Source organism: Rhizobium leucaenae USDA 9039 (genome assembly GCF_000426285.1).
In the GTDB taxonomy this organism is placed as follows: Bacteria; Pseudomonadota; Alphaproteobacteria; order Rhizobiales; family Rhizobiaceae; genus Rhizobium; species Rhizobium leucaenae.
Genome location: NZ_AUFB01000064.1, coordinates 1 through 11,668, shown reverse-complemented (window position 1 = coordinate 11,668; position 11,668 = coordinate 1). Strand labels below are relative to the sequence as shown.

10 protein-coding genes and 1 pseudogene are annotated in these 11,668 nt (G+C 58.6%); 3 read left to right on the top strand and 8 right to left on the bottom strand.

The window, feature by feature from the left end; genetic code table 11:
- From K290_RS35670 to K290_RS0132585, 6 genes are all read right to left on the bottom strand, one after another.
- Positions 1-266 (bottom strand): transposase family protein (locus tag K290_RS35670; RefSeq protein ID WP_037136836.1); only part of this gene is annotated, 266 nt, incomplete at its 3' end.
- Between the two features lie 291 nt (positions 267-557).
- Positions 558-1,487, bottom strand: a complete 930-nt coding sequence (locus K290_RS0132605) for an electron transfer flavoprotein subunit alpha/FixB family protein (RefSeq protein ID WP_004128985.1) — start codon at positions 1,485-1,487, stop codon at positions 558-560.
- Between the two features lie 23 nt (positions 1,488-1,510).
- The gene (locus K290_RS0132600; protein WP_004128988.1) at positions 1,511-2,260 is read right to left on the bottom strand and encodes an electron transfer flavoprotein subunit beta/FixA family protein; all 750 of its coding nucleotides are present in this window, start codon (positions 2,258-2,260) and stop codon (positions 1,511-1,513) included.
- A gap of 15 nt (positions 2,261-2,275) precedes the next feature.
- Positions 2,276-3,151, bottom strand: coding sequence for a 3-hydroxybutyryl-CoA dehydrogenase (locus K290_RS0132595; protein WP_004128992.1), 876 nt, complete (start codon positions 3,149-3,151; stop codon positions 2,276-2,278).
- Complete coding sequence (locus tag K290_RS0132590) at positions 3,148-4,326, bottom strand: CaiB/BaiF CoA transferase family protein (RefSeq protein WP_004128995.1); 1,179 nt, start codon at positions 4,324-4,326, stop codon at positions 3,148-3,150. The genes K290_RS0132595 and K290_RS0132590 overlap by 4 nt, the downstream gene beginning before the upstream one ends.
- Positions 4,326-5,519, bottom strand: a complete 1,194-nt coding sequence (locus tag K290_RS0132585) for an acyl-CoA dehydrogenase (protein WP_015342015.1) — start codon at positions 5,517-5,519, stop codon at positions 4,326-4,328. The genes K290_RS0132590 and K290_RS0132585 overlap by 1 nt, the downstream gene beginning before the upstream one ends.
- A gap of 148 nt (positions 5,520-5,667) precedes the next feature.
- Here K290_RS0132585 and K290_RS0132580 point away from each other — a divergent pair, with 148 nt between their 5' ends.
- Entirely contained in the window at positions 5,668-6,564 is an 897-nt protein-coding gene (locus K290_RS0132580) for a LysR family transcriptional regulator (RefSeq protein ID WP_004128999.1), read from the top strand.
- Positions 6,565-6,782: 218 nt separating this feature from the next.
- Positions 6,783-7,905 (top strand): annotated as a pseudogene (locus tag K290_RS36020) (IS256 family transposase).
- Positions 7,906-8,503: 598 nt separating this feature from the next.
- Here K290_RS36020 and K290_RS0132565 read toward each other — a convergent pair.
- Positions 8,504-9,574 (bottom strand): C45 family autoproteolytic acyltransferase/hydrolase, encoded by a 1,071-nt coding sequence (locus tag K290_RS0132565; protein WP_004129003.1) that lies wholly within the window; start codon positions 9,572-9,574, stop codon positions 8,504-8,506.
- A gap of 60 nt (positions 9,575-9,634) precedes the next feature.
- On the bottom strand, positions 9,635-10,873 hold the full coding sequence (locus tag K290_RS0132560) for a M24 family metallopeptidase (RefSeq protein WP_004129006.1): 1,239 nt from the start codon (positions 10,871-10,873) through the stop codon (positions 9,635-9,637).
- A gap of 550 nt (positions 10,874-11,423) precedes the next feature.
- On the opposite strand from K290_RS0132560, the gene K290_RS0132555 reads away from it, so the two are divergent.
- Complete coding sequence (locus tag K290_RS0132555; protein WP_004129017.1) at positions 11,424-11,657, top strand: DUF6429 family protein; 234 nt, start codon at positions 11,424-11,426, stop codon at positions 11,655-11,657.
- Positions 11,658-11,668 lie beyond the last annotated feature (11 nt).

Below are 11,668 nucleotides of genomic sequence, written 5' to 3'. Positions count from 1 at the left end.
GGATCGATCCGGTTGAGCAGAATGCGCAGCCAGCGCGAACCCGGTATGCCATGGTGATAGGGAAGAAACCGACGTAAAAACGCCAGGTTATCCTCTCCCCATTCGACGACCTCGTCAAAATCGTCGCATGCGCCGATCGTCCCGCAAACGACCAGAAGAAGCACCTCGGGTAACGGATGGGCGACCCGCCATTGCTCCCGCTCATCCTCAACGAGACTAAAATGGTCCAGCAAAACCCGCAGCCGCGGGCGATCGTCTTCAAACATGTCGGCCTCCAAATCACCGACACTCTTGAATCACACCCAAACCGTTCAGGGAAGAAACGTTAACCCGAGTTCAGAGCCGTGCCAGCGACGCATCAATTCCCACAACATAGTCCCCGCTTGTCCCCCGCTTGATGCTTGGGGCCGAAATCATCGGACCCGCTTCACCATCGTCGCTCTGAGGCACAGTCATCTTCTTGGCTATGCGGAGCGCCGCCCCATTGCGGCATCTGGCTTCGTCGTTTGAGCGCGCCCTCACAACGGGCATGCTAGATCGGAAACAGATATCAATCTTCACAGCGCCTCTTCGAGTTCCGGCAGTGCCTCGAAGAGATCGGCGACGAGGCCGTAGTCGGCGATCTGGAAGATCGGTGCCTCCTCGTCCTTGTTGATGGCGACGATGACCTTCGAGTCCTTCATGCCGGCGAGATGCTGGATGGCGCCTGATATGCCGCAGGCGATGTAAAGCTGCGGTGCCACCACCTTGCCGGTCTGGCCGACCTGCCAGTCGTTCGGCGCGTAGCCGGCATCGACGGCAGCGCGGGAGGCGCCAACGGCCGCCCCGAGCTTGTCGGCAACCGGCAGAATGACTTCCTTGAACTTCTCCGCCGAACCGAGTGCGCGTCCGCCCGAGATGATGATCTTGGCCGAGGTCAGTTCCGGACGATCGGAGGTCGACAGCGCATCGGCGACGAAGCTCGAAAGACCGGGATTGGCGACCGCCGGGATTGCCTCGACAGTGGCCGAACCGTCTTCTGCGGCGGAAGCGAAGGAGGCGGTGCGCACGGTGATCACCTTCTTGGCATCGCTTGCCTGCACCGTCTGGATGGCATTGCCGGCATAGATCGGCCGCTTGAAGGTGTTGGACGAAACCACCTCGATGATTTCCGAGACCTGGGCGACATCGAGGAGAGCTGCGACACGCGGCATGACGTTCTTGCCGACCGAGGTAGCAGCCGTCAGGATGGTGTCATAACCTGCCGCCAGCGAGACGATGAGATCGGCAAGCGGTTCGGCGAGATTGTTGGCAAGCTCGTCGCTTTCGGCCAGCAGCACCTTGGAGACGCCGGCAAGCTTGGCGGCGGCATCGGCCGCAGCCTTGGCGGCTTTGCCGGCCACCAGCACATGGATATCGCCGCCGATCTGAGTGGCCGCCGTCAGTGCCTTGGCGGTCTGGTCGGAAAGATGGGCATTGTCGTGGTCAGCCAGAAGAAGAATGGCCATGGTGAAGTTCTCCCTTTCTATCCTCAGAGCACGCCGGCTTCGGTCTTCAGCTTCTCGACGAGTTCGGCGACCGACTTGACCTTGACGCCTGCCTTGCGGCCGGACGGCTCTTCGGTCTTCAGCACCTTCAGCCGCGGTGTCGTATCGACGCCGAAATCGGCAGGCGCCTTCTTGTCGAGCGGCTTCTTCTTCGCCTTCATGATGTTCGGCAGCGAGGCGTAACGCGGCTCGTTGAGGCGAAGATCCGTGGTCACCACCGCCGGCAGCTTGACCTCGATCGTCTGCAGGCCGCCATCGACCTCGCGGGTCACCTTGGCTTTTCCCTCGCCGATCTCGATCTTCGAGGCGAAGGTCGCCTGCGCCGAACCCAAGAGGGCCGCCAGCATCTGGCCGGTCTGGTTCGAGTCATCATCGATCGCCTGCTTGCCGACGATGATCAGGCCCGGCTGTTCGGCATCGGCAACACCTTTGAGGATCTTGGCGACGGCCAGCGGCTCGACCTGATCTTCGGTCTCGACCAGGATGGCGCGATCCGCGCCCATGGCAAGGGCGGTGCGCAATGTCTCCTCGGCCTTGGCCGGTCCGATCGACACCACCACCACTTCCTCGGCCTTGCCGGCCTCCTTCAGCCGCAGCGCTTCTTCGACCGAAATCTCGTCGAACGGGTTCATCGACATCTTCACATTCGCAAGCTCGACGCCCGAACCATCCGGCTTCACCCGGATCTTCACGTTGTAATCAACTACCCGCTTCACGGGAACGAGAATCTTCATGTGCAGCACTCCTGATCAGCGGCTCGGAACCGGCGTATCGCCGCAATAATCATAAAAGCCTCTGGCGACTTTGCGTCCTAGCCATCCCGCTTCGACATATTTCACCAACAGTGGACATGGGCGGTACTTGCTGTCCGCCAGGCCTTCATGCAGAACGTTCATGATGGCGAGGCAGGTATCGAGGCCGATGAAATCAGCCAGTTCCAGCGGTCCCATCGGATGATTCGCGCCAAGCTTCATGCTCTGATCGATGTCGAAAACCGAACCGACACCCTCGTAAAGCGTATAAACGGCTTCGTTGATCATCGGGACCAGAATCCGGTTCACGATAAAGGCGGGGTAATCCTCCGCAACGACTGCGGTTTTGCCGAGTCGTTGTACGACGGCGCGGACAGCCTCGAAAGTCTCGTTGCTGGTCACGATTCCACGAATGAGCTCGACGAGCTGCATGACCGGAACCGGATTCATGAAGTGGAGGCCCATAAACTGCTCGGGCTTTCGAGTCCGTCCGGCTAGACGGGTGATCGAGAGCGAAGACGTGTTTGAGGTGAGGATCGCTTCCGGCTTCAGGTGAGGTCGGAGATCGTCGAATAATTTCAGCTTGACCGGCTCGCTCTCCGCCGCCGTCTCGATGATCAGATCGAGCGTGCCAAGTTCGGGCAGGTTTACGGTCGTCCTGAGGCGTCCAACGGCGCTCAACATTGCCTCGGCCGCGATCGTTCCCCGTGCCACCTGCCGGTCCATATCCTCGCTAATTTTGGCGACCGCGGCGACGAGCCGATCCGCGTCGACGTCCATCAGCGAGACCTCGAATCCCGCAATTGCAAGCACATGAGCGATACCGCTGCCCATCTGCCCGGCGCCGAGCACTCCGATGGTTTCGATCGTCATTTCGTGTCTACCCTCGACTCTTCGGAAGAAAAGCTCCAGCGTCCAGCACCCAAAAGCGGCGAGGCACTGTCGAGCGTGAGGAGGCTGCGCGACAAGCCGATCGGCGTTCTCAGGCCGGACAAGCCTTCCGGAGCGATCTTAAGCCGGCGCGCCTTGATCTGCGGATCGTCGATCGCCTCGGCGACGCTATTGATCGGTCCTCCCGGAACACCCGCCCCTTCAAGTGCGGCGATCAGTTCTGCTTTCGGCCGAAGTCGCGTCTTTTCCGCAATTATCGCGCAAAGCTTCTCGCGGTTTTCCACTCGTGCGGGATTGGTGGCGTAGGCCGGGTCTCCGGCGAGCGCAGCGAGATCCAGCAGGTCGCAAAGGGATGCGAACTGCCGATCGTTGCCACAAGCGATAATGAGATGACCGTCGAAGGCCGGGAAAACCTGATAGGGCACGATATTCGGATGAGCGTTTCCCATACGGTGAGGCACGTTGCCGGTTGCGAGATAATTCATGGCCTGGTTGGCAAGGACGGAAACTCCGACGTCGAAGAGCGCCAGATCGACATGCTGGCCAACGCCGGAGCGGTCGCGCTCGGCAAGCGCTGCCTGAATGCCGATGACGCCGTAAAGTCCGGTAAAGACGTCGATCCAGGCGACGCCGACTTTCTGCGGTTCACCGTCTGGCTCACCGGTCAGGTCCATAATTCCGCACATACCCTGTATGAGGAAATCGTATCCTGGCTGACGGGCGCGCGGGCCTGTCTGACCGAAACCGGTCACCGAAGCGTAGACGATCCGCGGATTGATCGCGGCGATGCTTTCATAATCGAGACCGAATTTTTGCAGCCCGGCAACTTTGAAGTTCTCAATCACAACGTCAGCTTCTGCGATCAATGCTTTGACGCGCTCAAGACCCTCGGGATCGCCGAAGTCACAAATGACCGACGACTTGCCTCGGTTTGCCGCATGAAAATACGCCGCCACCTTCTCAGCGCCGCCCTTACCGTCCGGGCGTTCGATAAAGGGTGGCCCCCAACTGCGGGTGTCGTCGCCCTGCGGGCTTTCCACCTTGATAACCTCGGCGCCGAGATCGGCGAGTGTCTGGCCGATCCAGGGACCGGCAAGGATGCGGGCAAGTTCGACGACTTTCAGGCCGGCAAGCGGTGCACTGTTCGGACCGCCCATCAGAAGAACGCCTGAATACCGGTCTGGGCGCGGCCGAGGATCAGTGCGTGGACATCATGCGTGCCCTCATAGGTGTTGACCGTTTCAAGGTTCTGGGAATGGCGCATGACGTGGTATTCGATCTGGATGCCGTTGCCGCCGTGCATGTCACGGGCTTGCCTGGCGATATCGAGCGCCTTGCCGCAGTTGTTGCGCTTGACGATAGAAATCATTTCCGGCGCGAACTTGTGCTCGTCCATCAGGCGCCCTACGCGGAGTGAAGCCTGCAGCCCCAGTGCAATCTCCGTCTGCATGTCCGCCAGCCTCCTCTGGAAGAGTTGAGCGCCAGCCAGCGGTTTGCCAAATTGAACGCGGTCCAGTCCATATTGCCGCGAACGCAACCAGCAATCCTCGGCAGCGCCGAGCACGCCCCAGGAAATGCCATAACGGGCGCGGTTCAGGCAGCCGAACGGCCCCTTGAGACCCGAAACATTCGGCAGCAGGGCGTCCTCGCCGATCTCGACGCCGTCCATCACGATCTCGCCGGTGATCGAGGCACGCAGCGACAGCTTGCCGCCGATCTTCGGCGCCGACAGGCCTTTCATGCCCTTTTCGAGGATGAAACCGCGGATCTGGCGGTTATGAGCTTCCGACTTCGCCCAGACAACGAAGACATCGGCGATCGGCGCATTGGAGATCCACATCTTTGAGCCGCGCAGGCGGTACCCGCCGTCGATTTTCTCGGCGCGGGTCTTCATGTCGCCGGGATCGGAGCCGGCATCCGGCTCGGTCAGACCGAAGCAGCCGATCAATTCCCCGGATACGAGGCCCGGTAGATACTTGTCTCGCTGTTCTTCCGAGCCATAGGCATAGATCGGATAGATCACCAGCGACGACTGGACGCTCATCATCGACCGATAGCCTGAATCGACGCGTTCGACCTCGCGCGCAACCAGGCCGTAAGAGACGAAGTTGGCGCCAGCCGCCCCATATTTTTCCGGCAACGTTACGCCGAGAAGCCCGGCCCTGCCCATCAGCCGGAAGAGACCGGGATCAGTCTTCTCCTCAAGATAGGCATCCCCCACGTGCGGCAGCAATTCGGCCTCTGCAAAGGCCTTGGCAGCATCGCGGATCATGCGTTCCTCTTCAGAGAGCTGCTCCTCCAAGAGGAAGGGATCGTCCCACGCAAACGCGCTCGTCTGTGCGGAAGACATGGCTGTGGCGGAATTTGTCGTCACGGATTTCCCTCGAATGAAATGCGACCTCGGATATCGAAGCTGCTTGCTCATGCATTTACCGATTGTGTTTCGCGAGAAATAACCCTATTTAGATGTGATCTAATTCATAAAATGCATAGGTTTGATGCGCCCGCGTCGGTTCCTTCCCTCCATGAGCCTCCTCTCTGCGTTCGAAGCCGTCTTGCGCACCGGCTCAACGGCGGCGGCGGCGCGTGAGCTTGATTTGACACAGAGCACTGTGAGCCGCCTCGTGCAGAATCTGGAGCAGCAGCTTGGCCGGCCGCTCTTCGAGCGACACAGGCAGAAGCTCATTCCGACGGAAGCAGCCCATGCCTACGGGCGGAACGTGAGCCGCGCGCTCGATCTCATCCAGCGGGGCAGCATGGAATTCGCCGCCAACCCAGGCGGCGGCACCCTGTCGCTGGCTATCCTGCCGGCTTTCGGTACGCGATGGCTGGCGCCGCGGTTGGGCGCATTCCTGGTCAAACATCCAGGTATCACGATCAACCTCGCGACGCGGCTCAAGCGCTTTAACTTTGCCGCCGAGAGTTTTGACGCAGCCATTCATTTTGGAGCAGACGATTGGCGGGATGCCGACCATATGAAACTCTTCGAGGAGCGCCTGACGGCGTGCATTTCGCCAGCGCTCCTCGCTGAACATCCGATTGACGACATCGCGGACATGGCGAGGTTGCCACTTCTGCAACTGGAAACCAGGCCGACCGGCTGGAGGATCTGGTTTGCCGCTCAGGGAGCGCGACCGGCGAACGTGACGGGGATGCTTTTCGACCAGTTCGCGACGATGACGCAGTCGGCGATCTCCGGGCTCGGCGTGGCTCTTCTTCCGGCCTATCTCGCTGACACTGAAATAATCGAAGGGCGCCTGGTACCGGTCCTGAAGAGATCGGTGCCGGGCTCGGGGTCCTACTGGCTCGTCTGGCCGCAATCGCGGACCAATTACCCGCCGCTCGAAGCTTTCCGCGCCTGGCTGGCCAAAGAAAAGGTCTCGGGAACCTCGTGAGTCTTAGCAGCAAGACGGGAAGCGGCTGTGTCGTTTTCGTGACAGTCATCATCGCCACATTATAGTCGGCCCGAGCTTGTGGGCATGCATGATGTGTCCCTCATTTCGGGCAACGGATCGTGTCCCGCCGGGTAGTGTAGGTCCTGAGGATTAGATGGCCATCAGTTTTTTTCCGGCAGGGTCGGGCTGTTCAAGACCAACCTGATGGAAAGACACCGATGACCGACGATATGATGAACGTGCGCTCGCTTGTTGAGAAGAGTGCCGATGCCGATTTGCTACGGGAGATGATCGGCGTTGCCGCCGAACGGCTGATGGAGCTGGAGGTCGGCAGTGCGACCGGTGCTGGCTACGGCGAGAAGAACGCGATGCGGCTGGCCCAACGCAACGGCTACCGCGACCGAGACTGGGACACGTCGCATGGCGGAAAAGGCTCTGACGGCTGTTATCCAGGAAGCTTACATCCAAGGCATCTCAACGCGTTCCGTCGACGATCTCGTCAAGGCGATGGGTATGAGCGGCATCTCCAAGAGCCAGGTGAGCCCTCTGTGCGAGGAGATCGATGTCAAGGTCAAGGTTTTCCTCGAAAGACCCATCGACGGGCTGGCCCTATCTCTGGATCGATGCCCACCTATCTGAAGGTCCGGCGCGGTGGCCGCATTGTTTCCGTTGCCGTTATCATCGCCGTCGGCGTCAACACCGATGGCCGACGCGAAGTGCTCGGCATGGAGATCGGCACGTCCGAGGCCGAGGCGATCTGGACCGAGTTTCTTCGAAAGCTGATCAGGCGGGGGCTGCGCGGCGTCAAGCTCGTCGTCTCCGATGCTCATGAGGGCCTCAAGGCCGCCGTCACCAAGGTTCTCAGTGCCACATGGCAAAGATGCCGGGTTCACTTCATGAGGAACGTGCTGGCGCACGCCGGAAAGAGCGGCAGACGCGTCGTATCCGCCTTCATCGCCACTGCTTTTGCTCAGGACACATCGGAGGCGGCGAGCACCCAGTGGCGCAACGTCGCCGTCCAGATCCGGCCGAAAGTGCAGAAGCTCGCCGCCATCATGAATGATGCCGAAGAGGATGTGCTCGCCTGCATGACCTTCCCGAAAGAGCACCGGGTCAATTGCATTCAACAAATCCGATCGAACATCTCAATGGCAAATCAAGCGACGCACCGAGGTCGTTGGCATCTTTCCCAACGACGAAGCCATCGTCCGTCTCGTCGGCGCACTGCTGCCCGAGCAAAACGATGACTGGGCCGTCCAACGTGCCAGGTACATGACACTTGAGACAATGGCATCAATGAGCGATGATCCGGAAATCAGCCTGCCTGCAGTCACGCGCTGAAATCCCACTCCGGCGCTCGCCGGAAAACACGGCTACCTGCCGGAAGCTACACCAATCCCTTAGGCTGAGACACGATCGGGAAACGTGAAACAGCGCATGGGTAGTGCCTCCGGATGACGCTGGTCCGAGTTGAGTCGGCAATTCCGGGCCGTCCTCATTTCGAAGCTAGGCGTACTGAGCTATCGGCGCGAATATCGCCTCTCTTTGAACGTGGCGAGCGACGGCAACCTTGTTACGGATGGAAGTCTGCCGAACCTCTTGTTGACGATCCAGGATCGTTGATCGGATGATCGGATGTGTGGAGGGGCGGAATGTTCGGTCGCCTGCGTAGAGGGGGCACCTCTGGCGATCTCGCGTTTCGTAAGCCAACCAAACCGCCTTCGCGTGGATGACTGGCTCAACGCTTGCAGGCGCGCGCCCTTTGCCGGTTTGTCGCGTATTCGCGCGAAGCTTCGCGTTCTGCCGCGCGACGATCAAGGTGGAAGTTCCTCCCAGATCGCCGCGCTATAGCGTTCCGCCATTCGTTCCGCTGATCCTTTGTCGATTATAGTTTATATCGAGGCCACCACGCGTGCATCAATCTAAATCAGACGCAAGTTCACGTCCCTAACCCAATATCCCGCCATGCCTCGACGCTCGGTGGTCCAGCGCAGACTGATATTTTAGTACGCTCGCCGATCTCATAGACGACCGCGCCAACGGTCATCGGTTCCGTCGCCAGTTGCGGGGCAACTAGCGAAACCTCACCGCCGGCCCGGCATGCCGCCAGTGCCGCCTTGACATCATCCGTGGTTACCCGCACGTCATCAAGATCGAGATGCAAGCTTTGGAGGCGACCGCGCGAACTATCGCTTCCTGCGAGGGGTATTGTCGCCGAACGCCTGTCGTCGCTCGCAAGCGGATGATTGGTATGCAGCGAACATCTAGACTTAGTAGCGAGCGGCAATACTTTGCCCGCGGAGCATTCGACAGTCGCGATGTTCTGACGGTCTCCCAATTGATAGTTCTGTCCCGAGGCGTGCGGAACGTCATGCAGGAACCTAATGGCGTCCGACACGCTCGAGCAGGCGAGGGCGCCTCGCATCACGAAAGCCACTGGCAACCCTGTCGGGCTGACAGCCAGTTGTGATAAGGTGTTCACACAGACGCCGACCCCGCGCTCGGACACGCCCATCAGGCCAATCAGACCTGCAGATGTGAAGACCATGGTCTCACCGGCTTCCGAGTCCTGCGTTTTCAGCAAAACCTGCGCCCCGTCGTGCCATCGTGGCAAGTCCATTGTTTGAGCAATTATTGTCGGGATAGGCCCGCAGGGGGCGATTGCAAGGCTGGAGCAATGTCCGTCTCCAGTGGAGCGGCCGAACCACCACTCCTCATCCAGTAGCTGGAGCGCAAATGCGGTTTCGTGGGCGATGTTGGATCCTTCCGCTATTCCTGCAACCTCTTCGGCGAGGTGGGGTGTGTATCGCTTCACCGCATCGCCGAACCGTGTTGCCGCCAAGAAGCGCGGAATGAACGTCTTGGCGGTGACGCCGTAGGCTTCCGCGATGGCGTCATGCCAGCGCATTATCTTTTCAGCGATAGCGGTGCGCAGCGCTTCTCCATGAGTGCGTCCTCGTTGACGGGGCGACCCAGCGCAGTCAATGACGGAAAGGAGATCGGTCTTCATTGGTCCTCCAATTTAAATGCGTGTCGCAAGCGGTGTTGCAACGGTATCGGCGTTTCAATCTCAGAACACCTCGAGAAGACGCTTCGTACGTGGTGTTAGGATTTCGAAACCTTCCTCTGTAATTGCAATGGAATCACCGAACCCGGCGGCGACCTCCCCAAACACTCTGAACGAGTAGCACGCGTGGAAGCACATCCCCGGCACGAGAATCTGGTCAGACTCTGCCAGCCAGATCGAGTTTTCAGGCCAGGACGGAGGAAAGGCCAGGCCGACGGGATAGGCCTTCCACGACCTGAATTTCTCAGTCAGGTAGTCAGCCAAAGTGGAGCCTACTATTCGGGTTCCAAGGCGAGTTCGCGCGTCCAAACTCATCAGTTCGCACTTCGTGCTAGTCAGAACGTCTCGCATAGTTCGGCGGGGCTTCAGATTGCTATAAAGTGTCTCAAGACAATGGAGCGCGACATCTGACAGAAGGCGTGTACTATCTGACGCACGCCCTGCTATCGCCGTGGAATAAAGCGGCGCGTTATAGCGCTCATGGACCCCACTCATCTCCATGATGATGGGGTCGCCCCGCTTGATCTTGTTCCTACGAAACGAAGAATGCACTATAGCATGCCAATCTCCGGTACGGATGATGGGATCAATGGAGAAATATTCACTGCCTGCGCGGATCATACCTGCAGACGCCGCCGCGGCAATGTCATTGTCGGTGATGCCCTCCTGGATGATCGCTTCTGCTGCCGTCAGACCAGCTACCGAATAAAGCCCGGCCTTGCGCATATAGGTAATCTCTGTTGGGGACTTTACGGCACGAATGCGAGTGACCAAACCGGACGCATCGGCCACTATTGCATTAGGAAATGCAGAGCACAGTTTCGAGTAGGCATACGGAGTTAGTCCCTTTTGCCGACTCTCCAAGCCAATTTTTTTCGGCGTTGAATTTAAACTGTCTATGATTAAGGCTAGTTCCGTACCAGCCTCATCCATGCGACTCCACATTATCGACTCGATGCGCTCGACATTAGTATGGACGCGGCCAAGATCGACCTCCAGATCGCAAACATGGAGAACTAGGTTTCCCTGCGCAGGAAGGATCAAGCAGGAATACCAGTCCGATACCAATGTTTGAAAACCTGTTAGATAGCAGATATTGGAAAGGTCGGTAACGAGCAGCACGTCAATCTCAGCTTGCGCCATTTTCTCGCGCACGCGCTGAACGCGATAGTTGTAGTCTTTCTGCTCGAAAGCCGTAAACTTAAACGGTTGAACCTTTGGAGTCGCTTCAGTAGTAGTCATTGAACGATGCTTTCTGTGATGGTGGAGGCGTCGGGCGCAACGGCATACGCCTAAATGCGTCCGGGCGAACTCGGCTCGAATGCTGGATGAGAAAGAGCCTTTTCTGTGTTCTGCGTGTCGGTTCGCCGGTCGACTAATTTCCGCAGTTTATTGCACTCACTCGGTGCAGTGTCCACAACGATCCTGTCCGATTCTCGAACTGCGAGTCTCCATCTTTAGTTGAGGAAACAACAAGCGCGGTTGCGATGCGGCAGTTACTCTCGTCTGAAGCTAGACCATTTGTAATTCCCTGTGTTTGTGGCTGGGACAAGCCTCAGTCTGCTCCTTTCAGCGACATCGGTACTTCTGATAGTTAGAATGCATAGCGAACTCTCTCCTGCAATGCAACGCATGTTTTATAAGTTCAACTTGTGATGCAAACGTCCCGCTCTTTTTCAGGAGGACAAGGTCCTTGGGTCTTGTGATCAAAGAACCTCTGGACCTCTGGACCTTGGTACGCATTCGGCGAGTACCGCATTAATTTCGTATTTGCACGTGATAAGCTCTCGCAATGGATATCGACGAAGACAAGATCGACGATGCGGTGCTGGCGCTGTTGTGGCTGACGCTGCATGACGGGTATCGAGCCTGGAAGGGTTTGGACTGGGAGACGACGGATCGTTTGTTCAAGAAGGGGCTGATCGCCGATCCGGTGAACAAGTCGAAGTCGTTGATCTTAACGGATGAAGGCCTGCAACGGTCAGAGGAGCTGTTTCGGGAACTGTTTACGCGGCCGCCGCAATAGGTGCCGCCTTT

Excerpts from the sequence above, each read along its gene's own strand:
- K290_RS0132565 (WP_004129003.1), bottom strand. The coding sequence starts at position 9,574 with ATGAAGACCGATCTCCTTTCCGTCATTGACTGCGCTGGGTCGCCCCGT.
- K290_RS0132555 (WP_004129017.1), top strand. The coding sequence starts at position 11,424 with ATGGATATCGACGAAGACAAGATCGACGATGCGGTGCTGGCGCTGTTG.
- K290_RS0132560 (WP_004129006.1), bottom strand. The coding sequence starts at position 10,873 with ATGACTACTACTGAAGCGACTCCAAAGGTTCAACCGTTTAAGTTTACG.
- K290_RS0132590 (WP_004128995.1), bottom strand. The coding sequence starts at position 4,326 with ATGGGCGGTCCGAACAGTGCACCGCTTGCCGGCCTGAAAGTCGTCGAA.
- K290_RS0132605 (WP_004128985.1), bottom strand. The coding sequence starts at position 1,487 with ATGGCCATTCTTCTTCTGGCTGACCACGACAATGCCCATCTTTCCGAC.
- K290_RS0132600 (WP_004128988.1), bottom strand. The coding sequence starts at position 2,260 with ATGAAGATTCTCGTTCCCGTGAAGCGGGTAGTTGATTACAACGTGAAG.
- K290_RS0132585 (WP_015342015.1), bottom strand. The coding sequence starts at position 5,519 with ATGTCTTCCGCACAGACGAGCGCGTTTGCGTGGGACGATCCCTTCCTC.
- K290_RS0132580 (WP_004128999.1), top strand. The coding sequence starts at position 5,668 with ATGCGCCCGCGTCGGTTCCTTCCCTCCATGAGCCTCCTCTCTGCGTTC.
- K290_RS0132595 (WP_004128992.1), bottom strand. The coding sequence starts at position 3,151 with ATGACGATCGAAACCATCGGAGTGCTCGGCGCCGGGCAGATGGGCAGC.